26 protein-coding genes are annotated in these 25,236 nt (G+C 41.2%); 8 read left to right on the top strand and 18 right to left on the bottom strand.

Features of this window, described 5'->3' with window-relative positions:
• Positions 1 to 123: 123 nt before the first annotated feature.
• Positions 124 to 1,587 (bottom strand): degradosome RNA helicase CshA, encoded by a 1,464-nt coding sequence (gene cshA / locus HPC67_RS09470; RefSeq protein ID WP_343327826.1) that lies wholly within the window; start codon positions 1,585 to 1,587, stop codon positions 124 to 126.
• Between the two features lie 191 nt (positions 1,588 to 1,778).
• On the opposite strand from cshA, the gene HPC67_RS09465 reads away from it, so the two are divergent.
• Positions 1,779 to 2,690, top strand: a complete 912-nt coding sequence (locus HPC67_RS09465) for a DMT family transporter (RefSeq protein ID WP_217587368.1) — start codon at positions 1,779 to 1,781, stop codon at positions 2,688 to 2,690.
• Between the two features lie 65 nt (positions 2,691 to 2,755).
• On the top strand, positions 2,756 to 3,619 hold the full coding sequence (locus HPC67_RS09460; RefSeq protein ID WP_217587367.1) for a DegV family protein: 864 nt from the start codon (positions 2,756 to 2,758) through the stop codon (positions 3,617 to 3,619).
• A 27-nt stretch (positions 3,620 to 3,646) separates the two neighbouring features.
• Here HPC67_RS09460 and HPC67_RS09455 read toward each other — a convergent pair whose 3' ends face one another.
• From HPC67_RS09455 to HPC67_RS09435, 5 genes are all read right to left on the bottom strand, one after another.
• Positions 3,647 to 4,354, bottom strand: coding sequence for an alpha/beta hydrolase (locus tag HPC67_RS09455; protein ID WP_217587366.1), 708 nt, complete (start codon positions 4,352 to 4,354; stop codon positions 3,647 to 3,649).
• Positions 4,355 to 4,610: 256 nt separating this feature from the next.
• Positions 4,611 to 4,844 (bottom strand): glutaredoxin family protein, encoded by a 234-nt coding sequence (locus HPC67_RS09450; protein ID WP_217587364.1) that lies wholly within the window; start codon positions 4,842 to 4,844, stop codon positions 4,611 to 4,613.
• On the bottom strand, positions 4,816 to 5,595 hold the full coding sequence (locus HPC67_RS09445; RefSeq protein ID WP_217587363.1) for a hypothetical protein: 780 nt from the start codon (positions 5,593 to 5,595) through the stop codon (positions 4,816 to 4,818). The genes HPC67_RS09450 and HPC67_RS09445 overlap by 29 nt, the downstream gene beginning before the upstream one ends.
• A 154-nt stretch (positions 5,596 to 5,749) precedes the next feature.
• Positions 5,750 to 7,141, bottom strand: a complete 1,392-nt coding sequence (locus HPC67_RS09440; protein ID WP_217587362.1) for a hypothetical protein — start codon at positions 7,139 to 7,141, stop codon at positions 5,750 to 5,752.
• On the bottom strand, positions 7,138 to 7,830 hold the full coding sequence (locus HPC67_RS09435; protein WP_217587361.1) for an ABC transporter ATP-binding protein: 693 nt from the start codon (positions 7,828 to 7,830) through the stop codon (positions 7,138 to 7,140). The genes HPC67_RS09440 and HPC67_RS09435 overlap by 4 nt, the downstream gene beginning before the upstream one ends.
• Before the next feature lie 199 nt (positions 7,831 to 8,029).
• Between HPC67_RS09435 and HPC67_RS09430 the strand changes: the two genes are divergently transcribed.
• Complete coding sequence (locus HPC67_RS09430; RefSeq protein WP_217587360.1) at positions 8,030 to 9,604, top strand: bifunctional metallophosphatase/5'-nucleotidase; 1,575 nt, start codon at positions 8,030 to 8,032, stop codon at positions 9,602 to 9,604.
• A gap of 99 nt (positions 9,605 to 9,703) precedes the next feature.
• Here the strand turns inward: HPC67_RS09430 and HPC67_RS09425 are convergent, their stop codons facing one another.
• The 3 genes from HPC67_RS09425 to HPC67_RS09415 form a co-directional block, all read right to left on the bottom strand.
• Complete coding sequence (locus tag HPC67_RS09425) at positions 9,704 to 10,492, bottom strand: PepSY domain-containing protein (RefSeq protein WP_217587359.1); 789 nt, start codon at positions 10,490 to 10,492, stop codon at positions 9,704 to 9,706.
• A 93-nt stretch (positions 10,493 to 10,585) separates the two neighbouring features.
• Positions 10,586 to 11,935, bottom strand: coding sequence for a HAMP domain-containing histidine kinase (locus tag HPC67_RS09420; RefSeq protein WP_217587358.1), 1,350 nt, complete (start codon positions 11,933 to 11,935; stop codon positions 10,586 to 10,588).
• The gene (locus HPC67_RS09415; protein ID WP_217587356.1) at positions 11,932 to 12,627 is read right to left on the bottom strand and encodes a response regulator transcription factor; all 696 of its coding nucleotides are present in this window, start codon (positions 12,625 to 12,627) and stop codon (positions 11,932 to 11,934) included. The genes HPC67_RS09420 and HPC67_RS09415 overlap by 4 nt, the downstream gene beginning before the upstream one ends.
• A gap of 202 nt (positions 12,628 to 12,829) precedes the next feature.
• Here HPC67_RS09415 and HPC67_RS09410 point away from each other — a divergent pair, with 202 nt between their 5' ends.
• Complete coding sequence (locus tag HPC67_RS09410; RefSeq protein WP_217587354.1) at positions 12,830 to 13,474, top strand: VOC family protein; 645 nt, start codon at positions 12,830 to 12,832, stop codon at positions 13,472 to 13,474.
• 153 nt (positions 13,475 to 13,627) lie between these two features.
• On the opposite strand, the gene HPC67_RS09405 is transcribed toward HPC67_RS09410, so the two are convergent.
• From HPC67_RS09405 to HPC67_RS09390, 4 genes are all read right to left on the bottom strand, one after another.
• Positions 13,628 to 13,948, bottom strand: a complete 321-nt coding sequence (locus tag HPC67_RS09405) for a thioredoxin family protein (protein ID WP_217587353.1) — start codon at positions 13,946 to 13,948, stop codon at positions 13,628 to 13,630.
• Between the two features lie 254 nt (positions 13,949 to 14,202).
• Complete coding sequence (locus HPC67_RS09400; protein ID WP_217587352.1) at positions 14,203 to 15,018, bottom strand: DUF368 domain-containing protein; 816 nt, start codon at positions 15,016 to 15,018, stop codon at positions 14,203 to 14,205.
• Positions 15,019 to 15,430: 412 nt separating this feature from the next.
• Positions 15,431 to 16,624: a CapA family protein gene (locus HPC67_RS09395; protein ID WP_246569894.1), complete on the bottom strand. Its 1,194-nt coding sequence runs from the start codon at positions 16,622 to 16,624 to the stop codon at positions 15,431 to 15,433.
• Positions 16,625 to 16,773: 149 nt separating this feature from the next.
• Complete coding sequence (locus tag HPC67_RS09390) at positions 16,774 to 17,892, bottom strand: thiolase family protein (protein ID WP_217587351.1); 1,119 nt, start codon at positions 17,890 to 17,892, stop codon at positions 16,774 to 16,776.
• Between the two features lie 138 nt (positions 17,893 to 18,030).
• Between HPC67_RS09390 and HPC67_RS09385 the strand changes: the two genes are divergently transcribed.
• From HPC67_RS09385 to HPC67_RS09370, 4 genes are all read left to right on the top strand, one after another.
• Entirely contained in the window at positions 18,031 to 18,183 is a 153-nt protein-coding gene (locus HPC67_RS09385) for a YfhE family protein (protein WP_246569892.1), read from the top strand.
• A 220-nt stretch (positions 18,184 to 18,403) separates the two neighbouring features.
• On the top strand, positions 18,404 to 19,321 hold the full coding sequence (locus HPC67_RS09380) for an ABC transporter ATP-binding protein (RefSeq protein WP_217587349.1): 918 nt from the start codon (positions 18,404 to 18,406) through the stop codon (positions 19,319 to 19,321).
• A complete protein-coding gene (locus tag HPC67_RS09375) occupies positions 19,314 to 20,309 on the top strand; it encodes an ABC transporter permease subunit (RefSeq protein WP_217587348.1) in 996 nt (331 codons plus the stop codon). The genes HPC67_RS09380 and HPC67_RS09375 overlap by 8 nt, the downstream gene beginning before the upstream one ends.
• Positions 20,310 to 20,400: 91 nt before the next feature.
• Entirely contained in the window at positions 20,401 to 20,604 is a 204-nt protein-coding gene (locus HPC67_RS09370) for a hypothetical protein (RefSeq protein WP_217587347.1), read from the top strand.
• Positions 20,605 to 20,674: 70 nt separating this feature from the next.
• Here the strand turns inward: HPC67_RS09370 and arsC are convergent, their stop codons facing one another.
• From arsC to typA, 5 genes are all read right to left on the bottom strand, one after another.
• Positions 20,675 to 21,094: an arsenate reductase (thioredoxin) gene (arsC, locus tag HPC67_RS09365; RefSeq protein ID WP_217587345.1), complete on the bottom strand. Its 420-nt coding sequence runs from the start codon at positions 21,092 to 21,094 to the stop codon at positions 20,675 to 20,677.
• A 25-nt stretch (positions 21,095 to 21,119) separates the two neighbouring features.
• The gene (locus HPC67_RS09360; RefSeq protein ID WP_217587414.1) at positions 21,120 to 22,412 is read right to left on the bottom strand and encodes an arsenic transporter; all 1,293 of its coding nucleotides are present in this window, start codon (positions 22,410 to 22,412) and stop codon (positions 21,120 to 21,122) included.
• Positions 22,413 to 22,468: 56 nt separating this feature from the next.
• A complete protein-coding gene (locus HPC67_RS09355; RefSeq protein ID WP_217587344.1) occupies positions 22,469 to 22,801 on the bottom strand; it encodes an ArsR/SmtB family transcription factor in 333 nt (110 codons plus the stop codon).
• A gap of 100 nt (positions 22,802 to 22,901) precedes the next feature.
• Positions 22,902 to 23,180, bottom strand: a complete 279-nt coding sequence (locus HPC67_RS09350; RefSeq protein WP_217587343.1) for a YkvA family protein — start codon at positions 23,178 to 23,180, stop codon at positions 22,902 to 22,904.
• Between the two features lie 104 nt (positions 23,181 to 23,284).
• Entirely contained in the window at positions 23,285 to 25,120 is a 1,836-nt protein-coding gene (gene typA / locus HPC67_RS09345; protein ID WP_217587342.1) for a translational GTPase TypA, read from the bottom strand.
• Positions 25,121 to 25,236: the final 116 nt, after the last annotated feature.

Below are 25,236 nucleotides of genomic sequence, written 5' to 3'. Positions count from 1 at the left end.
AATAGCAATACGATTTAGACCTACATATAGATTCAAAAAACATAAAATATCTAAAGCTATTTCATCATATAACAAAAGCCCCCCGGTGCCCGAGGAGCTTTAAATTTCTTTTATGAGTATGAACTAGTCACGGTTGTTGCGCTTTTGGAAGTTCCCTTTACGGTTACGACCACCACCGCCATGACTCCGCTTGTTATCGCGCTTGCCATAGAAGCGTTTATTGTTATTACGACGATGGTTAGGCTTGCTGCTCTGTGCTTTCTTCACGCTAACTGGCGCAATTGAAGACAGCTTAACAGGCACATCGCGGCGTTCTTTCGTCATCATTTTTAAAGCTGCAGCAATAATCGTAATTGAGTCATGATCGTTGAGCAATTCGTTTGCAGTTTCTTGATAACCTTCTAGTTCACCTTGCTCTATCGTGCTCAAGATTTTATCAGCTGTGACTTGTTGCTGACCGCGTCTTGCTTCCTGGTTTGTCGGAGGCGTCATTCGCTTCATCTTGCTCTTTGTAACTTTTTCAATCAGTCTTAAATGTGCGATTTCTCTTGGTGTAACAAATGAAATGGCTTCACCTGTACGACCGGCACGTCCTGTACGTCCAATACGGTGTACATAGCTCTCTGGGTCCTGTGGAATATCAAAGTTATATACATGGGTAACACCAGAAATATCAAGGCCTCTTGCAGCTACGTCTGTTGCAACGAGAACGTCTACACGATTATTTTTAAATTTGTTTAACACGCTCGTACGACTTCTTTGTGTTAAATCACCATGAATTCCCTCAGCACGAAATCCTCTTGCTTGAAGGCCTTCTGCAATTTCGTCAACACGCTTCTTCGTCCGGCTGAACACAATTGCAAGATCTGGATCATGCACATCAAGATGGTTTGTTAATGTATCAAACTTAAACCGTTCAGGAATTTCCACGAAATATTGATCGATATTTTCAACGGTCATTTCCTTTGATTTAATTTTGATTTCCTCTGGATTTTTCATCATGTTCGTCGCAATATCGCGAATCTCTTTTGGCATTGTTGCTGAAAAGAGTAACGTTTGACGTTCTTCAGGAATGTTTTTCAAAATATCCCTAATATCATCAATAAAGCCCATGTTAAGCATTTCATCTGCTTCATCCAAAACAATAAACCGTACGTCGTTTGAGCGGATTGTCTTGCGGCGCATATGATCCAAAAGACGACCTGGTGTTGCCACAACAATATGGGAGCCATCTTTCAATGCACGAATTTGTCGGCCCATATGTGATCCACCATAAATCGGCAATGCACGAACGCCTTTTACTTTTCCGAGTCTGTTTAATTCTTCCGCAACTTGAATGGCAAGCTCACGTGTCGGTGCGACGACGAGTGCCTGGATTCTGCGGTCTTTCGGATTAATTTGTTCAATAATAGGAATGCCGAATGCGGCTGTTTTCCCTGTCCCTGTCTGAGCTTGCCCAATCACATCTTTACCTTGCATGGCAAGTGGGATTGTTTGCCCTTGGATTGGCGTTGCTTCCTCAAATCCCATGTTTTCTAAAGCCTGCATAATCGGGGTCGATATATTTAATTCATTAAATGTTGTCACCTTGCTTGTCTACTCCTTTATATTCAAAAATTGTCGCTGGTTATATATATAATAATATACCCTGAAACAGTCACTTCATAATAACACAATCACGACATGTTTATCCACTTGTTAATTTATATGTTTTTTTTGGGCATCATGGTAGAATACATTCATGACTTTTATTTGAATCTAAAAAGGAGGCTATTTTCATGCGACTTCCTCCGTTTAATCCGTATGTTGCGATTGCCATTGGTGTCATTTCCGTATCGTCATCAGCTGTTCTTGTGAAACTGGCGAACCTTGCGCCTGCATCCATCATTGCGAATTACCGGCTCTTGTTCGCCGTTATCATTATGCTCCCATATATATTGGTCAAATGCAAACATGAGTTTCGACTCATACATAAAAAAGATTGGATACTATCTATACTTGCTGGCGTTTTTCTCGCTTTCCACTTTATTGTTTGGTTTGAGTCGTTGAATTATACGTCTGTTGCAAGTTCAGTCGTTCTTGTTACCCTGCAACCGATTTTTGCTTTTTTAGGGACGTTTCTGTTTTTCAAGGAACGGTTTTCCCCAGGTGCAATTTTGAGCATGCTCATTGCTATTTTCGGTAGTGTCATTATCGGATGGGGAGATTTTCAAATTAGCGGTATGGCACTGTACGGTGATATGCTTGCCTTATTAGGTGCCATATTAATTACTGGATATTTCCTTATGGGGCAGCAAGTAAGAAAGCGGTTGTCTCTTATGACGTATACATTTGTCGTTTACGGAATTAGTTCAATCACTTTAATTATGTACAACCTTATCCTTGATCACTCATTCGTCGGCTATCCAGCTGACCATTGGCTCATCTTCATTGCCCTAGCTATTATACCAACATTTTTTGGGCATACGTTGTTTAACTGGGCATTAAAGTGGCTAAGTACGTCAACTATTTCTATGGCCATCGTATTTGAACCTATTGGCGCATCATTTCTAGCGTTTATCTTATTAGGTGAGATGATTACAGGGTCGCAATGGCTTGGTGGGTCAATCGTTATATTTGGGCTATTCTTATTTATATTGGCGACATCACGTAAACGCAAAGTAACTTTGGCAAAAAAAGAACATTTATGATTTTATAATATAAAATTTTGTCATTTCCTGTTATACTAAAACAAACGTAAGAAATGGGTGAAAATATGACCATTCAACTTATGGCAGATGGTGGAGCTGATTTTCCTAAATCACTAGAGAAATCTTTAGACATTGCCGTTGTGCCACTCTACCTACATTTTTCAGACGAGCAATACCGGACGGGCATTGATTTAAGTACTGCTGCCTTCCATGAAAAAATGAAAGCGGCTGATGAACTGCCACGGTCTTCCGCACCGAGTCCGAATGATTTTTATGAAGCGTACAAAAAAATTGATCCAGCAAAACCGATTCTCATGCTAAGCTTGACGAGAGGTCTAAGTAGTACTTATGACAACGCCGTCTCTGGTAAGCAGATGCTTCTTGAAGAAGAACCAGAGAGAAAAATTGAAGTCATCAACACGAAGACGGCTTCTTGTGGCGTGACACTTTTATTACATGAGGCCGGTCAAAAAATTGATGAAGGCTATTCGTTTGAGCAGCTCGTTGATCATTTATATGAGCGGGTCGAACAAACACGTACGTTATTCGTCTTAAAAACGTTGGAGAATCTCGTTCGAGGCGGACGTCTTGAGAAAGTCAAAGGAACAATCGCAAGAACGTTGAATATTAAGCTGTTAATGAAAGCAACAGATGAAGACGGTACAATCGAAGTCATTGAAAAAGTGCGCGGTGACAAAAAGTCTATTCGCAGATTCATCGATCAAATTGAAGATCATACGAAGCAATTTGAAAATAAAATTATTGCAATGACCCATGTCAATGATGAAGCAAGAGGTAAAAAAGTGCTGGCTGAAATCATGGACAAATATCCTTTTAAGGACTCGCTGATAACAGAAACAGGTCCGTTAATTTCTACATATGCTGGTGAAGGTGGACTTGTTATTTCGTTCTTTGGCGACAAAAAATAAATGTTAAAACACAAAAAGATATGCAATTTACTGCATATCTTTTTGTGTTCCATCTGCCAAAAAGTCATGAACAATTTTATTTAATGTGTCACGGTCCTCCCCTAAGCAAATGAGATGACGTGATTTCTCAAATAAAACAATTTCCTTTTGCTTTGACGTAATTTCTTTATCCAAAAAAAATGCTGTACGATACGGAACCATATGATCCTGCTGTCCCTGCGCAATTAATACCGGTGCTTGAATTTGACTCATATAAGCACGGGTGTGCCGGACGAGCTTTAAAAATTCTACATTCGCTTTAATAGGTACTGTCGTTAGCTTTCTGCGATAATGCATATAAATTTTATTTTCCTGCGCCTTTCCCCTTACACCATCAAATATAATGCCACCAATATCGCGCATAATCTGTTTAAAAGATAAAAACTTTCTTGAAGGCGCCAGTAAGACGAGTTTGGACACATTGTACTTCGCTGCCAAATATGACGCAATCATACCGCCCATAGAAAATCCAATCACATATACGTGCTCATGCCTTTTTTGCAATTCCTTCAACGTATGCTCTGCTGCAGTGAGCCACTTTTCATGTGACATATCTTCTATTGTCAGTGTCTCGCCGTGCCCTGGGAGCGTTGGCGTTTCGATGTCCCAGCTCATATGCTCTCTTAAGTATGCCACCAACGGCTCAAGCTCATGTGGTCCTCCCGTGTATCCATGAATGATTAAGCACCCTGCCATCCTAATTCGCTCCTTCACATCTTCATTTTAGTAAGCACCGGTGTATTGGGAAAATGGCTGAAGGGCCGCTACTCTTACATCGGACTCTCGTTTATTATGTCTTGATGATCACATATTAATGGTGTTAGATTGTGGAATCGTTAAGCAGCGTTAAGCACATGCTGCTGCTCAAGTTAGTTTATGCATGCGGTCATTTATGTGTGCATAATAGGAAAAAGAACAAGTTTAGGGGGATTAAGTATTGGTAATGCGATCGTTAAACGCCAAGCGTACGTTTTAATTTGTTTAATTGGAGGCCAAGGATCGTAACATTACCGACGAAGGTTGCCGGCGTACCAAAAATACCCATTGATTGCAGTTCTTTCATCGTATCCTGATTTTCCGAGACGTTCTTTTTTTGATACGGTACATTCCATTCATCAAGCTGACGTAACACAGTCGAACTAGCCGTACAATCACTACTAACATATACAACGACGTCCTTGTCCATCAAGATGACCCTCCTTGAAATCTGAATCTGTTTTAACAGTTGACCTCTTATTGCGGAATTTAAGCACCGTATTGCGGGATTCGAGCATCGCATTGCGCATTTTCACCACCGTATTGCGGAATTTTAGCTCCGCATTGCGCAATTCCAGCATCGTATTGCGGAATTTCAGCAACGCATTGCGCATTTTCACCAACGCATTGCGCAATTCCAGCACCACATTGCGGAATTTGAGCACCGCATTGCGCAATTTTAGCTCCGCATTGCGCATTTTCACCAACGCATTGCGGAATTCGAGCATCGTATTGCGCAATTTTAGCTCCGCATTGCGCAATTTCACCAACGCATTGCGGAATTCGAGCATCGTATTGCGCAATTTTAGCTCCGCATTGCGCAATTTCACCAACGCATTGCGGAATTCGAGCATCGTATTGCGGAATTTTAGCACCGCATTGCGCAATTTTAGCTCCGCATTGCGCATTTTCACCACCGCATTGCGGAATTCGAGCATCGCATTGCGCAATTTTAGCTCCGCATTGCGCATTTTCACCACCGCATTGCGGAATTCGAGCATCGTATTGCGGAATTTTACCCTCACATTGCGGAATTCCAGCACCACATTGCGTAATTTCACCAACGCATTGCGGAATTCCACCAACGCATTGCGGAATTCGACCACCGCATTGCGCAATTTCACCACCGCATTGCGGAATTCGAGCATCGTATTGCGGAATTTCACCACCGCATTGCGCAATTTCACCCTCGCATTGCGGAAAAACAGTTGTCACCTTCTTAATACCCCGATGCTCAACGATTAAACACATATTTTACATTAACTTTATCAATTACAGCCTATTCCAAGCATAAAAAAAACCTCCCTATAAACAACAGTAGGGAGGGCTCTCATATTATGCGAATTTCGGTTGTTTACGCTTTTTAAAGTACACCCAAAGAAATACGACAAAACTAAATGTCACTACAGGTACGTAGCCGATGACAGCTAAACAAATAAGCGCAACCAACAAAAGCATTTCATTACCAAAATGATTGACGCGCTCCTTGGCGACGAGTGATACCGTTTTAGCGAGCACAATTTCAAGAGATAATAGGAAAACCGATCCATAAAGTAAAAATATTAACGGAATCCAAAATGACCAATTAGAAACAGCATAAGCACTAATTGGGATAAACAGCGGTATGCTAATGTACAGCATCCATTCTTTAAACGCATCCTTATAATCATTGAGCGCCCAAGGTAGGATTTGCACAATATCAACATGAAAGCGTCTCGTAAAAAAGGCGACCGCTGATTGGGTATAAACATAAATTGAAATCGCTACGCCGATATGAAAATAAACGTCCCCTAAATACAATGCTACAAACATGAGTGCAATCACTGCGCCAAGAAGTTGTAGCAATAATTGATAGTTTTTCCCGAGATAAAGAATCCAAAGTCGTCGGTAAATTGCCCGGCCTCCATACAGAAACGGTTCTTTAAATAGCTTGATCTTCTCAAAAATGCTATAAAGTCGATCCTGCTTCATCGTTATACCACTCGCTCGGTTAACGAGTAGCATGCTCCATATTGCAAAGTCTCCGGCCTCTGTTACCTTCTTCCAGTCTACATCGGCAAGTAGTTTTCGCCCCCAAATGATGTTAAGAACGAGAATTACACTCAAAAGTAAAACACCAACAAGAACAGGCTGCGTCAATACGCCGATCATGTTCACAATACCAACGAGGATAACCGCTCCTATTTTAATGATGAGATGCTTTTGATAAAGCTTCCATTGTGGAATGGTCATGATGATATTGTACAACATGATTAATCCGATATATGCCAGCACGAGCATCGCCGGTAGCGTGGTGAGCCATATAATGAAAGCACCAACCACACTCAATATGACCAATTGACTCAACCACTTTACGACCGCACTATACAGCCATATTTTTAGCCGCTTATAAGGCAGCATCGCCAGCTGAAATTCTGAGCTTGAAAAGATAACGCCTGGTTTCGTAAATGCTTGATTCACATACCTAATTGGTAAAATCGTTAAAATAAGCCAAAAGCGTTCCTGGCCAAATTGTTCTACAAAAACAAACGTATCGTGAAACGTTTCCTGAAAATCTCCTAAGATAAATACACTAACAAATGTATAGCCACCTATGAGCAATAAATACGTAGCAATCGTCTTATCAATAAAAACGCCTAAAGCCATTTTATAGAGCTTTATTTTTTTGCGCATGCGCTGTCTCCGAATAAACGTATAAGCTTTATGTAATGAGGCAGGCTGGTTCATACGTTTGTTCTCCTTTGAATGACCTCAAAATCGGCTATTGATCCTTCTTCTTGTACTTCTCCTTCTTGAAGCATTAAATAATAATCGGCAATGTCTTTAACACGCTCAAGTTGATGGGTCGATAAGATAACAGCTGTTCCTCCCGCTACCTTTTCCTTTATTAATGTAACGAGATAATCCATCGCATAAATATCTAAACCCATAAATGGTTCATCTATAATTAACAAGGGTGTATTAGGCAGCAGGGCGCAGATGGTCTGTACCTTCTGCCGCATCCCCTTTGACAATGCATCCGGATAATCATTGAGCTTGTCTCCAAGCTCAAAGCCAGCGACATAGCGTTCCACACGCTCGTCCAATTCTTGTTTTGATAAACCATAGCTCATACCGTACAACTGGAAATGCTGCATGACGGTCAGCTCAGTCACAAGCAAGGGCTCCTCTGGGATATAAGAGAGACATTGTTTATACGACAATAGATTGTCATCCTGATCATACCCACTAATCCTGATCTCTCCAGCTGTTTTTTCAAAAACACCCATAATTGTTTTGATTAATGTTGATTTACCAGCACCATTATGACCGACGAGACCGAGCACCTTGCCAGCCTCCAAGGAGAAGGACACATTATGAATGAGCCTTGCGTCTTTAATATATTTATTAACATTAATAACTTCCAAAATCTTCATAAGCTCACCTCATCGACATTATAACGTACTTATTCTTATATTGCGCGCGTTGCCATCTTATTGAACCACAATGTAAAGATTTGATTAAAATCGCATATAATTCAAGACTGTCTCTAGTATTTTTGATTTAAATGGTATTTAATAAAATACATATGTCGTCGTAATTAAGAGCGTCATTCAAGTAGAAAGGATGTCAACAATGGAAACTAAGTCGACCGTCACGATTTTATATACGAGCGATGTGCATGGCAATGCAATGCCGATCGTCTACGGGACTAATGAAAAAGCCGACCTGGGCCTCGCTAAATATGCAACTGTCGTGAAAAACGCCAAAATGCACGAGAAAAATCTCGTCATCATTGACAATGGCGATTTGATTCAAGGCACACCTTTTATGACTCATTACGTTAAACATCGTAAGGATCAAATCAATCCAATGATCGACATTATGAACACGTTGGAGCTTGATGCAGCTGTGCTCGGCAACCATGAGTTTAACTTTGGCCAGGCCATTCTTACTGATGCTGTCAGAACAGCCCAATTCCCATTTTTATCAGCAAACACAATTGACACGCATACGAATGCCCCTTTGTTCGGAAAGCCGTACATCATTAAGCAGTTCGAAAATGGGGTTAAGGCTGCGATCGTCGGGGTAACCACCCACTTTATTCCAAACTGGGAATCGCCAGAGCATCTAGAAGGGATACACTTTACAGATGCGTATGAGACGTTACAAACATGGGTAACCCATATTCACCAAAATGAAGCACCTGACATCGTCATTGCCGCTTACCACGGGGGGTTTGAGCGAGATATAGAGACTGGAAATGAAACAGAAAGACAAACAGGGGAAAATCAAGCGTATCGTATGTGTCAGGATATTGATGGCATCGATGTTTTATTAACAGGACATCAACATCGGACATTGACTGGGGTTGTAAACGGTGTAACGGTGATTCAGCCTGGCAGCAATGGGGTGTATTATGGAGAAGTTACCATTCACTTAGAAAAAGACGCTAATGGTTGGGCAATTCATGAAAAACACGCCAACATTCATTCACTCGATGGTGTACCTGCCGATCAACATATCATTAAACGTATACAGCCTTCTGAAGCAGCGACACAAACATGGCTAGATGAACCGGTCGGTTACGTGGAAGGCGATATGACGATTTCAGATCCGTTCCAAGCACGAATTTCTAAACATCCTTTTATTGAATTGATCCAAAAGATCCAAATGGATGCAGCTAATGTTGACATCTCAGTGACCGCTCTGTTAAGCAATGAGTCACGCGGTTTTTCTAACAACGTAACGATGCGTGATATTGTATCAAACTATATTTACCCTAATACGTTTGTTGTCTTATCGTTAACAGGCACGGACATTAAAGCAGCATTAGAAAAAAGTGCAACGTATTTTACGCGAGATGAAAATGGCACGTTATGTGTCAATCCTGAATTTATGGAACCGAAGCCACAGCATTACAATTATGATATGTGGGAAGGGATTGACTATGTCATTAACGTATCCAAGCCAGTTGGTTCACGTATAGAGTCAATCACTTACCATGGACACCCACTAGAGCGTGATCAACACTATCATGTTGTTTTGAACAATTATCGAGCTGGTGGAGGCGGAAATTACGACATGTTTAAAGACAAACCAATTGTTAAGGACATTCAACGCGATGCCGTTGAGCTCATTCAACGTTATTTCGAAACACATAAAACCATACAAGCTCAATGCACAGATAACTTTAAAGTGGTCACTTGATTGACTGAGATGTGCGTTGTCACACCTTTTTAGATATAAATAAGAAAACGTGCCTAAGAGGATCCATTCTCTCGTGGCACGTTTATCTTATTTTATATATTAATCATTATTGTTATCGTTGTCGTCATTATCATTGTTGTTATCATCGTCGTCGTTGTCGTCATCATCATTGTCGTCATTGTTGGAAGCATTTCCATTGTCATCGTAATCTATATCAATTTCAAGCATGATAACCTCGCCTGTGTAAGCGTCAATTTCAACTTCAGCTTCTCCGTTTTGGGACTCAATATCGATCTCATAAATTAATCTGTCATCATCTTCATCTAATTCAATAGACGTAATCGCCCCAGCAAATTCTTTTAGAGCAATTCTTGACGCTTCGTCCGTGTTAATGACAACCTGCTTTTGCTCAGTATTCGTTTTGTCATGAGCTTGTGACGATTGATTGTCTTTCTGTTGGTTGCTGTTCGTCTGATTACCTTTTGATGCATTGTTGGTTTGTTCTTGCTGAGATGCGTCGCGATCATCGTCCTTCGCATCGTCATCATCTTTTTCGTTTACGACAAGCTGATTGTCATCGTCTTTATCTGTTTTCTTTGCAAAGTACGTTTTTTCTTTCAGCTTGAGCACTTCACCTGTTTCAGCGTTGAGTGTGAGTTCATACTCTTTGCCATCACCTACAATTTCAACTTCGTATACCGCTTTGTTATTTGACTTCTCCAGTTCAATTTCTGTAATTGTCCCTGGATACTGATCCTTTACAAGTTGTTTAATATCTGAGGTGGATAACGCCGGGTTTGTCTGAGATGCATCTGAATGATAAATTCCAAGGCCAAGCACCGCTGCTGCAACAACCGCACTTCCAGTCATAAGCAATTTTTTCTTCATTCTAAAACCCTCCTTGTTTGATTTCTAATTACATCATAACCAAGGATCATGATAAGACACTGAGTACAACATTAGAATTTGCTGAGAAACGTATTAACTTTCCTTAAGTTTAGGAAGTTTTAATCTAAATGTAGTTCCAACGCCTTCTTCGCTATTTAAACTTAAGTCTCCGTGGTGTGTCTGTGCAATCGTTTTTGCGATCGCTAGGCCAAGTCCTGTTCCACCCGTCTCTCTACTACGCGCTTTATCAACCCGATAGAAGCGATTAAAAATGTGCGGCTGAGCAGCAGCTGGAATACCTTGGCCGTGATCCGTAATATCAATCCATGCACAATCAGCATTTTCACCTAACTGAATAATGACATCTTCCGAACTGTATTTCAGGGCATTATCGATTAAAATATAAAGCACTTGCTGTAATTGATCAGAGTTTCCTCTTATATATACAGGAGTGTCTGGTTGATGATACGTTATTTGTCGTTCGTAAGCCTTCCTAAACGTCGCAACCGTTTTGGCTGCAAGGTTAGCAAGATCCATATCATCCATCTTGGTTGAACCTTTGTTTTTAGCAAGCTCGAGCATTTGTTCCACAAGCTTCTGCATACGTTCTGCTTCCGAATCAATCGCTTCAATCGACTCAACGATTAAATCATGGTCGTCATACCCTCTGCGCTTCACCATATGTGCATAGCTTTTAATAATGGAAATGGGCGTTTTTAATTCATGTGACGCATTTGAGACGAACATTTCCTGTTTATCAAAGTTGTCTTTTATATGCTCAATCATCTGATTAAAGGTCGCTTCCATTTGGGCGAGCTCATCTCGCGAGCGGTTGTTCAGCTCGATTTTTTCCCATTGGGCATGTTGACTGTTCGTCTGCATCGTTTTTGTTAAGACTTTGATCGGCTTGAGTAAAAAGCGACCGAGCATATGACCCGCGATATAAGTCGGGATTAACATAAAAAGAGATGCAGCGACAAGTACATACAAAAGTGTTGTCATCGTATGCTTTAATGTCGTCAAATGTCGGGACACTTCAAGTGTAACGACGGTCCCATTTTCCCAAATGACCGGTTTAGCGACCGTTGCCACATGGTGTTGATTTTCGGATCGAACCTCATGCTGCTCTATGTCTGAAAACCGGGGCGGTATGTTTGCATACTTTTCCTCTCTTGCTAACACTGGTAGCAGAAGTGTATCATCCGCCTGAATGACCCGAATCATTCCGTCTTGAGGCAAATATGCACGTAGTAATTCCTTTTTTTGTATGTTAGGATTCTCATTCAAGCGCTTGACGATCATGTTCGTTTGGTCAACAAGTTCATCAAGCTCACTGTCGACAGTAATGTTATAAAATAAGTAATAGATCGATGTGTTAATCAACAGAATTAAGATCAGCATAAACAGACTCGTAAACAACTGAATCTTTGTCCGTAGCTTCATTGCCCATTGTCCCTTATCGTGTAGCCGACACCGCGAACCGTTTGAATATGTGGCATCTCAAAACCTTTATCGACCTTTTGTCTTAAATAGCGAATATACACATCCACAACATTCGTATCACCGTAGTAATCAAAACCCCACACGTGTTCAATCAGCTGTTCACGGGTCATGACTATATTTTTATGTTTCATAAGACATACGAGCAAATCAAATTCACGCGGGGTTAAATCAATAAGCTGATTTGCACGTTTCACTTCATGTGCATCGAGATTAACCTGCAGATCACATACTTCAAGAACGTCAGATTGCGTTGCAGCCTGCTTGACCGGCTGACGTAAATGTACGCGAATACGCGCTAAAAGCTCTTCAATTTGGAACGGTTTCGTAATATAATCATTCGCACCGAGATCGAGACCACTCACCTTGTCATGCACTTGATCACGAGCCGTTAATAAAATAATAGGTGTCGTCTCATCTTTACGACGGACACGGCGAAGCACTTCAAGTCCACTTAATTCTGGTAACATAATATCTAACAACACTAAGTCCCATGTTTTGGATAGCATTAAATCAAGCGCATCCTGACCGTTATCTGCAATAACGGTACGATAATTTTCATATTCTAATTCCAGTTCAAGCAACCGGCTAAGCTTTTGTTCATCTTCTACAATTAAAATAGCTGGCTGTGCCATTCATCCACCTGCTCACATAAGTTTTGTCTTTTAATTGTACTATACCAAACTAGTGGGCAAAAGTGATGCTTGAACGTAAACTTCTTAGCGATTCTTAAAGTTCCAAATCAAAGCAGTTGCAAATGCAAGCTGTTTTTGTTCATAATGAATACTTATCACGCAATATGAGTGTTTTATTTTTGAAAACTAGGGAGTGAGAGCTATGTTGGCACTTGATCATATTGTTATCGCTGGAAAAAATGCTGAAGACGCAAGCTTGAAATATGGGAATCAATTTTCAATTAAGGCTATAAAAGGTGGCAACCATACCAATTGGGGCACCTATAATTATTTATCATTCTTTGCAAATACGAGTTATTTAGAGTGGCTTGGGATACATGACGAGGCAACAGCGAAGCAAACAGACAATCCGTTAATCCGCCATCTCGTCCATGTCTTAGAAAATGGTCAGACGGGGCCGTTTCAAGTCGCGCTTCGAACAAAACAGATGGATAAGATGGTCAGCCACTTTAATGCTCACAGCATTCCATACAAGGGGCCGTATTCCGGACAGCGGAAAAGACCAGATGGCAGTTTGCTCTCATGGCGGATGCTCTTTCCGGAATACGATCACACGAAAGAAGTGCTCCCATTTTTAATTGAATGGGGCTCACCACGAGACTACCAAACAGCTACAAGTCTACTCAATCCGCAGGCGATTACAAAAGTGAATTTCGGCTGGTATGACAAGGATAGCTTTGCACATATCTATCAGCTTAAGCCGAGAAAATTGTTTAACCATCTACCTTTATCAAATACGAAATTATACTTCACACAAGACGAACAGTTAACATTTGATCTTGTGTGATGTGTTGGATCCCATCGTAACTACGCATACTAGCACAGATAAAATAAAAGCAGCATGAGACGCCCTGGATTGGGATGGCGCTCTCATGCCGCTTTTCTATAATAACTTCATGTACTTACAGTTTAATGCTCATATGTGAAAAACAAATAATATTTAACCGAGCTGCTGCTGCAAAAATTCACTGACCGATTCCGGTGTTTTTGTATAGGCACTATGCTGATGAGCTTTCTTTTCGCCATCTTGGAAAATTAAAATGCTCGGAATCCCCATGACTTCATAGTCGTTGGCCAAGCCTTCTACGTCATCCGTATTCACTTCGTACCATTCATACTGACTGAACTCATTCATCACGCCATCAATAAACATATCCATTCGTTTACAATCAGGGCACCAATTCGCATAGAACTTTATAATGACCGGCTTGTCCGATTGGATAATCGTGTTAAATTCATCTCTTGTTTGAATATGTTTCAATTAAGACACCCCTTTAATATATATTTACGCATTGATTTTACACGATCTATTCTAAAACCTACATAAGTATATAACAAGTTAAAACGCCGTTACCTTTCACAGCAGGCGGACGCCTTCCGTTTCAGGTAACTCAGTATGTGCGTCTATTGCACAAACGAATATCCTGCATCATATGTCCATAACTTGAATGTTTAATTCAAAGACGATTATACAATAGAATATCAAGAAGTCGCGAAACATCAACATAAAAGGTTTTACTGGTTGTACTCAATACGCCCAAGCGTGACTGCTGCTAAAAGGCCAACTGCAAATGCTAAGATACTAATGATCATCAGCGGAAGACTTGTCGCCCAGCCAGGGAACACGACCGCAAGTGAGCCAATAACAAAGCCAATGACAGATGCAAATGTCGCTGTTCGATAGTGCTCAAGAAAATAACGAATGATCCGACTCATAATGACGATACCAGCAACGACTCCAATCCCGAATACGAATAACACATCGAAATGGAAATGACTCAGTGCTGCCATAATCGTTGAATAAGAGCCAATGACGAGTAAAATCAAAGAGCCGCTAATCCCAGGCAATATCATCGCAACACTTCCAATAAAGCCAGATAAAAATAAAAATCCGTATGTCCTTAGTGTCATTGTTTCAATGACTGGTCCTTCAGACGTATTAAAAAACGCGATTGAGCCAATTAAAGCTGCTCCCATAACGAGCAGAATGATATGCTGACGTTTAAATGTATGTCTAGCATCTGCCTGTTTAAATAAATAAGGCAGTACGCCTAAGATCAAGCCCAAGAAAAAGAAATGTAGTGGCACTGGATAATGATCAAGTAGCCATTTAATCACTTGACTTAATGACACTACAGCGATGCCAACCCCGAGTCCCAAAGGAATTAAAAACCCAAGATGCTTCTTCCAATCTTTACTTAAAAAGCCATTAATCGCAGCAATTAACCTGTCATATATACCGAGCAACAGTGCAATTGTACCGCCACTAACACCAGGGATGACGTCACTTGCTCCCATTAATAAACCACGGTAAATATTTTTCCATTCCATACCGATAAACTCCTTCACGTCCAAGCTTTTACATCATTATATGATCAATCCAAAAAACATAACGCAATCATACCATAAAACACATGATGAATTATATAGTTCTGATACGAAACACTGTATGATTAATGTAAAAAACAGATAAGGACGTGAAAAATTGATCACGCCCTTTTTTTCGACAATTCCGCTATAGCTGAATTGAATTGATATGCGGCTCATAATTGGTTTATGCGGCTGTATGAGCGTTTATGCGGCACTTTTTTGATATATGCGGCTGTTTTTGATGATTTACGTGCGTTTGGCATTATATGCGTCCGCTTTACTGGATATGCGGCTATAGGTGAAGATATGCGTTATGGTGCACACCTGGCTCAACAGGATAAAAAACAAGCATACTCTAAAGGGCACGCACCCGTTAATCCTCGATAAATTCCAGCTCTGGCATCCATTGAGACATATGTGCCTTGATCGCTTCGTAATGAGCAGCTGCATCTGTAAGATCTTCTTCTGTTAATTGATACATCGGTATCACTTCGAAATGACTACGATCATCGTATTTCACAAAGGTTGGGATGAATTTTGGTGTCATAACTTCAATAGTTTCCAAATCAGCTTCAATTGTTTTCTTAATGGTCATTTGTGCAATGCCACCTATGCGACGGTAAAATTCGTCCTGTCCTGATAAGAAATTCCCAAGTGAGTAGACGACGAGTGTGTGCTTTCCATCTTTTCCTTCTACCCAATCCATCGGTTGTAAGACGTGAGGGTGATGGCCGAGCACAATATCTGCACCTTGGTCAGCAGCAAACTGAACAAGCTGCTTTTGAGCTTCACTAGGCATCCGTTCGTATTCATTTCCGAAATGCAAGCTCAATACGACCGCATCAGCTTGCTTGCGAGCACGGGCGATTTCCCCGGCAATGATTTCTTGATCAATTAAGTTCACCAAATAATTTTTGCCGTCTGGCACGGGGATACCATTCGTCCCATATGTGTAAGCAAGAAAGGCGACAGAGATGCCTTCTTCCGATTCAAAAATACGTAGCCGCTCGCGATCGGCTTCATCTTGATAGGCACCGGTATACATCATGTCAAGTGACTGCCAATGCTTGATCGCACGTTGAACGACTTCTTCACCCCGATCCAGCGTATGGTTGTTTGCAATAGATACGACGTTCACACCAACGTCTTTTAATGCATCCCCTACCTCAAAAGGACTATTAAATCTTGGATACGTTGACAACCCAAACGCTTCTCCACCGATCATCGTTTCTTGATTGGCAAACGTAATCGTTGTGTCATTTAAAAATGGTTTCACATGAGTTAGCATTGGCTTGAAATCAAAGCCCGACTCTGTACGCGCATCCTCATAGACGGTGCTATGGACTAAAATATCGCCTATAGCAGATAACGTAATCTCTTGTTCAATCTTCTTTGGTTGAATCATCTCTTTCTTTGTACCAATCAGTGCAGTCTGTTTTTCTGATGCACTTGAATTCGTCTTTGTTGTCTCTTCTAAGTTGTCTCGTTCTTCCATTTGCGCACAAGCTGCCAAAAATAGCAGCAAGCTAAGTACCGCAATTGAAAGAACCTTTCCCCCTTTTAACATTGCACAAGACCTCACTTTAGTTGTTTTTATTTTATGCATATACCTTCTATTAGACGATATGAATAGACTGACAGTGTCATAATGCAACGTCGTTTTTCTTTAAAAAAACCGTACATTTGCTTAGGGTCATTCATAACGTCTTTCGTGGATCAAGAAATGCGTTCTATTATTGTTGCATTTGCCGTTCCCATACCTTCGCAAATCGTCAGTAACCCATAACGTCCTTTTATCCGTTCAAGTTCATTCATTAATGATACGAGTAGCTTTGTTCCAGTTGCGCCTAGGGGGTGCCCAAGCGCAATGGCGCCACCATTCACATTAACGCGATCGAAATCAGCACCTGTTTCTGCTAGCCACGCTAACGGGACAGAAGCGAATGCTTCGTTCACTTCAAAGCGATCAATGTCTGATATATCAAGCCGCGCACGACGCAGAGCCAATTCTGTTGCAGGTATTGGTCCTGTCAGCATTAACGTTGGATCTGAGCCAACAACCGTTCGTTCTACAATGCGTGCTTTAGGCTTCAAACCGAGCTCATCCGCCTTTTCGCGAGACATCAAAACAACTGCGCTTGCACCGTCGCTCATCTGACTCGCGTTACCCGCGGTGACTTTGCCATCCGATTTAAAAACAGGCTTTAACGCGTTAAGTGCTTCAATTGATGTATCTGCTCGCGGGCCTTCATCCTGAGTCAGACCGGCAACCGGAACAATTTCATCTGCAAAGTGACCAGCTTGAATCGCCGTTAGGGCCCGTTGATGACTAGCTAACGCAAACGAGTCAAGAGCTTGTCGAGACAGGTTCCATTTATCGGCTATCATTTCCGCAGCAATCCCTTGGTTAACGATAGGATACAGCGCTGTTAAATCGTCACTCGGCTCAGCAAGATTCGTCCCCATCACAGCCCGGGTCATGCTTTCAACACCTCCGGCTATGACCACTTCCATATCTCCGGAAGCAATCGCTTGCGCTGCAAAATGAACAGCTTGCTGACTTGACCCACATTGACGATCGATCGTCACACCTGGAACGTGAACAGGGAAACCCGCCATCAATGCAGCTGTACGCGCAATATTCCCCCCTTGCTCGCCAAGCTGTGTCACACAGCCGAGAATGACATCATCTATGGTCTGCTTTTGAACACCCGCGCGCTTTACCACTTCTGACAATATCGTCGCTGCTAGCTTATCAGGTCGAATCTCCGACAGTGCACCTTTTCGTTTTCCGACGGCTGTACGACACCCCTCTACAATAACGACTTCACGCATTCTAAAACGCCCCTTTTAATAAAGATATCTCTTTTAGTATACCGATATGAATCTATGAAATAAATGCATGTTTACCAAACCATCCCACTTGGGAAAACCCTCAATATATCCATTTCATTTTATAAGGAGAGTGATATCTTGCCAAAAGCACAATATCAACCAACTAAGTTTAAACAGTTATCTGATGCTCAAGAGGTTCATTATGCAAAAGATTTTAAGCAAGCCGATATTGCAGCAGGCTTCAGACATGAACGTGTTAAAGCAGCCAAGCATGAACAAAGAACAACGTAACCAATAACGGCTTCTTTTCCAAGGCTAACCATAATACGACCTCGTTTATGGTTAGCCTTTTATTATGACCATATCAGATTAAGCTTTAGAAAGCAGTCGTTTTTAAAAATATATTTACTTTTACTGGAGCAAACATAAGTATAAACCCAATTATTTCCAAAATGAAACTTTATTCGTCTGAAGACGTATTAATACATGTATTAGAAAGTGAGGGATAATTATGACAGCACCAGCGATGGAATTAAGTAACGTAAACAAAACCATCGGAAGCAAAAAAATTATTAAGGACCTATCGTTTACAATTAACAAAGGAGAGGTATTTGGTTTTATTGGACCAAATGGGGCAGGTAAGACAACAACGATTCGCATGATGGTTGGATTAATGAAAATCACAAATGGCGATGTGCGGATTCTTGGCAAAAGCATTAAAACCGATTATAAGGATGCCGTCCGTGAAGTCGGAGCTATTGTAGAAAATCCGGAGCTCTATCCATTTATGAGTGGTTGGCAAAATTTAAAGCATTTTGCCCGCATGATGCCAGGCATTACCAATGAACGCATTATGGACGTCGTGAAACTACTCGGCATGGAAAAGCCGATCAAGGAAAAAGTAGGCCGATATTCCCTTGGAATGCGCCAGCGTCTAGGTATCGCTCAGGCTCTACTTCATAATCCTTCTGTGTTAATATTAGACGAACCGACGAACGGACTTGATCCAGCAGGCATTCGAGAGATTCGTAAATACATAAGAAAACTTGCTGAAGAGGAAAATGTCGCCGTCATCATATCAAGTCACTTGCTTTCAGAAATCGAACTGATGTGTGATCGGATAGGGATTATTAAAAACGGCGAGTTAATTACGACTGAATATGTCCATGACACTGAAGATGAAAATCTAAAGCAATTCTCTCTTGAAGCGACACCTGCAACAGAGGCACTTCACATTATCCAAAACGATTTCGGATTTGACGTTACAACTCAAGACGACATGCTGACTTTCAAGTGTGCTAAAGAGCAAATGCCACCCCTGACGAAGGCACTTATCGAACATAACATTCAACTATATCAAGTCAACATGAAGAACGATTCACTAGAGGATAAATTCTTTGATTTGATTGGAGAGAATACGATTGAGTAGATTTTTCAAAATGGTTTTCAATGAACAATTTAAAATATATATACGTAAATCAACGTGGATTATGTATATCCTCCTGGCTGGCATTATTATTGTTGCCGGTGTTTCCACAAAGGCCTTTGTTGACCTAGAGGATCAATATCAAAATGATGACTGGCGAGAAGTCATGCAGGAAGAAAATGCACAGCTCCAAAAGGAACAAGAAGAGTATCAGAAAAAAATGGAAGAAAATGAAGACAGCTTTTCAATTGGACCTGACATGAGTCGTGTAAAAAAGAACAATTATTACCTTGAACATGACATTCAGCCGACAGGATATGGTGCTTGGCAATTCGTTAAGGATAATGAGATGCTTCTATCAATTGTCAGCTTACTGACCATTATCATCGCTGCTGGCATCGTTGCTCAAGAATTCCGCTGGGGAACGATTAAGCTCCTGTTAATCAGACCTATCTCAAGAACGCAAGTGCTCTTATCTAAGTATGCTGCTGTTTTAGTTTTCGCGTTTCTAACACTTTTGTTCGTACTCAGTTTTTCCTGGATTGTCGGTGCGATTTTATTCGGTGTCGAAGGAATCAATCCAGAGATCGTCGCGCCAGTTGACTTCTTGGATATGAATACAGCCTATGAACAAATAAACATCATTAACAGCATTTTAACAGGCTACGGATATAGCCTTGTCAACCTTGTCATGATGGCTACCTTCGCCTTTATGATTTCAACGGTATTCAAAAATGGGACATTAGCAATTGGAACTGCTGTATTCTTAATGTTCACTGGTAATTCGATCGTTATGTTTTTCTCCGATCATGCGTGGGCTAAGTACATTCTGTTTGCCAATACGAATTTAAAAATGTATGAAGATGGCACGAATCAGCTCTTTGAAGGCATGACACTCGGCTTTTCCATTAGCGTGCTCGTCGTTTACTATATTGTGTTTATGGTATTGTCATGGCTGTTCTTCACGAAACGAGATGTGGCCGGTCAATAAACTGATATGATTCAATATATGATAGACGAATAGAGAAAAAATCAACGTGCATGTCCTCGTTTGTATTTTCAATCATATGGAGGGATATGAGGTGAAACGGTATTTAACAGCCGTATGTATGTTGTTAGCAGCACTCGTCATCATCCTCGGGCTGCAAATGAATTTCCGGTGGAGTGGGATTTTCACATGGGGCATCGTATTTGTTTGTCTCAGCTTTGCCACTTACTTTACGAAATATATTCCGAATACCAGTAAATCCGATAAAAAAACACCTAAGAAAAAGACGGGCGCCTAATCATAAGACGACCCCCTAAAGTTAGAGCAACACGCTAACGTCAGGGGGTCATTTTTTATTCAGTTCTGGACTATTCTTGTTCGGAAAATGCGATGATACGCGCTTCTATTTGATCACGAACGTCTTGAAATGCTTGCCATATTTCTGCTTCAGACCCTTTTGCTTTTGCCGGGTCAGAAAATCCCCAATGGTCCTTTTTAACGTGAGCTGGCGTCATCGGACAGTTATCCTTAGCATCGCCGCAAAGTGTCACAACAAAGGCTGCCCGCTTTAAAATATCTGAATCTATGACAGATGATGCTTGACCAGATATATCCACACCAGCCTCGGCCATCACTTTGACAGCAAGTGGGTTGAGACCATGTGCTTCAATGCCAGCACTCCTCACATCCCATTTGTCACTTAAATATTTTTTACCGAACCCTTCAGCCATCTGACTTCTACATGAGTTACCCGTGCATAAAAAATATAATATCGGTTTTTCCGCCATGTTAAAACTCCTCTCGTGAATCGTATTAGAAGATGAGCAATGTGAGATATAAGCCCATTAATGTGATAAATAGTGTTGGGACCGTTAAAATGATACCGACTTTAAAATAATAGCCCCATGAAATATGAACACCCTTTGTTTTTAAAACGTGTAACCATAATAATGTTGCTAATGATCCAATTGGGGTAATTTTTGGTCCTAAATCACTCCCAATGACGTTGGCGTAAATTAATGCTTCCTTCACTGTTCCGACCGCATGCGTATCAGCAATAGCAAGAGCATCAATCATTACTGTCGGCATATTATTCATAACTGAAGATAAAATGGCTGCCAAAAAGCCCATCAGCATCGTTCCAGTAAATAAGCCACCATCTGCACCGACCTGAATGACCTGTGCCAATAAATCCGTTAACCCAGCATTACGCAAGCCATAGACTACAACATACATACCGACCGAAAAGAACACAATCGCCCATGGTGCATTTTTAATCACTTGGACCGTATGAACGGCTTGACTATTGTGTGCCATAAGCAGGAAGACCAACGCCACTGCACCTGCAATAATGGATACTGGCACAGCAATATACTCACTGGCAAAATATCCGACGAGCAACACCGCTAAGACAACCCAGGACGCACGAAACATGCGGTGATCCTTAATCGCCTCTTTTGGTGCTTGTAATTGTGTTACATCATAATTGTCTGGTATATCTTTTCTGAAAAAAAGGTATAACACTGTAATACTGGCAACGAGTGAAAATAAGTTCGGAATGATCATGCGAGAAGCATACTCGATAAATCCGATGCCAAAAAAGTCTGCCGAAACAATATTAACAAGGTTGCTCACGATAAATGGTAACGACGTCGTATCGGCTATGAAGCCACTCGCCATAATAAATGGCAATATAAAAGCATCTTTAAACTTCAGCGCGCGGACCATTGCGAGCACAATTGGCGTCAGAATCAACGCCGCCCCGTCATTGGCAAATAAGGCGGCAACAACGGCACCTAGAATGGATATGTAAATAAACATACGTAACCCATCACCATTAGCCATACGCGCCATATGCAATGCAGCCCATTCAAAAAATCCAATATCATCTAAAATAAGCGAAATCATAATGATGGCTACAAACGCCAGCGTTGCATTCCAAACAATGCCTGTTACATCTACAACGTCATCGAGTGATACAACTTTAAATAGCAACGCAACAATGGCACCACCAACAGCCGTATAGCCGATACCGAGCCCTTTCGGCTGCCAAATAATTAATATAAGTGTTATAAGAAAAATAACGACTGCTAAAATCGTTGTCATATCCAAATTAAATCCCCCTGGCTGTTAAAGCGATAGATGTGAAAAAAATTAAAGTGTTAACATTGATTTGTCTGTTCCATTCTTTGCACGTCATCCAAACACACTGGAACCTCGGCAAGTATCGTATTGAGCATTTCGTTCATCGGTGAAGCAGCGTTTAATGCATAATAAATCCATTGACCTTGTCGTTCTTCTGTTACAACACCGCAATCTCGAAGCTTACGCAGATGTTGGCTAATTGCCGGCTGACTCATTTGCAGTGCTGCAGTCAATTCACACACACAACACTTTTTTCTTTCGAGCAGCTTCAAGAGTGAAAGCCGTTTATCTGAGCTAAGTAGTTTAAACAACCGAACAAACTGATCCCGATCTAAAGTTGTTTTTAACATGTTTTCCCCCCCTTATATAAGTAACTGCTTATATATTATACAAAAATAAACCCTAGTGACTCAAGTAAAGGTTTTGTAAAGATCACATACCATATAAAAACTAGCTATTTAATCCGTATTGATCACGTAATGACTTCGGTGCTGTTTTGACCATATATTGTAAAATCCATGCAGCTACTGCGACATCGTCAACGACACCAAAAACGATTAGAAAATCTGGGATTACATCAAAGGGGAACACTGAATAGCCAATAATCAATGCTACAAATAATATTTTTCGAAGCACCCCAACCTCTCTTGACTTAAAAAAGGCAACAAAAAATGGGACTGATTTATGAAACCGAACTAAAAAACCTAATCGTTTAAGCGACCGTTTCATATCATTTCACCTCGTTTAAATGTTCACTGCTTGTTTAAAACAAATCATACCATTAAAAAAACGGCAAAAGCACGCTTCATGCTTTTGCCGCTCTTCAACACATGTTAATTGAATTTAGCTTTTTTCGCTGCTTTTTCACGTTCACTCTTGTTAAGAATCTTTTTACGCAAACGAACTGATTCTGGTGTAACTTCGCAATATTCGTCGTCATCAAGATACTCCAAAGCTTCCTCGAGTGACATTTTACGTGTTGATTTAATCGTAGATGTTTGATCCTTCGTTGCGGAACGAACGTTGGTCAAATGCTTTTCCTTCGTAATGTTAACTGTTAGATCATTTTCGCGATTATGTTCGCCAACAATCATACCCGCATAGATTTCTGTACCAGGATCGACAAAGATGACACCACGATCTTCAAGCTGCATGATGCCGTATGTGGATGCCTTGCCCTGTTCGAGACTGACAAGCACGCCTTGACGACGACCACCAACCTGACCTTTAACAAGTGGCTCATATGCATCGAATGTATGGTTCAAAATACCGTACCCTCTCGTGTGGGACATGAATTCAGTTGTATAACCGATCAAGCCACGTGAAGGCACTTTAAATTCCAGGCGAACCTGACCATTACCTTGGTTAACCATATCAAGCATTTCACCTTTACGGGCACCAAGCGTTTCCATAACGGCACCGGTATATGCTTCAGGAACATCAACTTGAACCCGTTCTACAGGCTCACATAACACACCATCAATTTCTCTTAAAATAACTTTCGGTTTTGAAAGCTGGAGTTCATAGCCCTCACGACGCATATTTTCAATTAAGATTGACAAGTGTAGTTCGCCACGTCCGGAAACAATCCAAGCATCAGGTGATTCCGTTTGCTCAACGCGTAAGCTCACATCTGTCTCAAGCTGTGTCATAAGGCGCTCTTCAATTTTTCTTGAAGTTAAATACTTACCTTCACGGCCGGCAAATGGACTGTTATTAACGAGAAATGTCATTTGTAGCGTCGGCTCATCAATTCGAAGCATTGGCAGTGGATCAGGATTGTCAACTGGACAAACCGTTTCGCCAACATTAATGTCTTCAAGTCCAGCTACAGCAATGATATCACCGGCATACGCTTCTTGAATTTCCGTTCGCTTTAAACCGATAAAGCCAAATAGCTTACTGATGCGGAAGTTCTTTGTTGTGCCGTCTTTTTTAATGAGAACAACTTGTTGTCCGACACTGATTTTGCCGCGGAATACGCGTCCAATTCCAACACGTCCGACATATTCATTGTAATCAAGTAGTGTAATTTGAAATTGTAGTGGGTCTTCACGATTATCAGATGGTGCTGGGATGTGTTCGAGAATCGTCGTGAAAATCGGGTCCATCGTTTCTTCTTGTGCTTCAAGCTCGGGTTCATGGGCAGATGTACCATTTAAAGCTGATGTATACACAACTGGGAATTCCAGCTGCTCATCGTCTGCACCGAGTTCAATAAAGAGGTCAAGCACTTCATCGATGACTTCAACAGGGCGGGCATTTGGGCGGTCTACTTTGTTTAAAACAACAACTGGTGTTAATTTCTGATCCAAAGCTTTCTTCAGAACAAAACGTGTTTGTGGCATTGTACCTTCATAGGCGTCAACAACGAGGAGAACCCCGTCGACCATCTTCATAATCCGTTCAACTTCTCCACCAAAGTCCGCGTGACCCGGTGTATCCAGAATATTAATGGTCGTATCTTTATAGTGAATCGCTGTGTTTTTGGCCAAGATCGTAATGCCACGTTCTCGTTCAATATCCCCTGAATCCATGGCACGTTCATCGACATGCTCGTTTTCACGAAATGTACCAGCATATTTAAGCAGCTGGTCCACAAGCGTCGTTTTTCCATGGTCTACGTGGGCGATAATGGCGATATTGCGAATGTCTTCTCTAAATTGCATTCAAGTACGCTCCTTCATGTTAAAACTTGCATTAAACCATAAAATTATATCAAAAAACAGCACATATAAGCAAGTACAAGATTTTGGAGTGCCTGATATCAACTCATTTTGTCAAA

It is taken from the genome of Lentibacillus saliphilus (genome assembly GCF_019093865.1).
Taxonomy (GTDB): domain Bacteria; phylum Bacillota; class Bacilli; order Bacillales; family Amphibacillaceae; genus Lentibacillus_B; species Lentibacillus_B saliphilus.
This window is presented reverse-complemented; position numbering and strand designations above follow the sequence as displayed.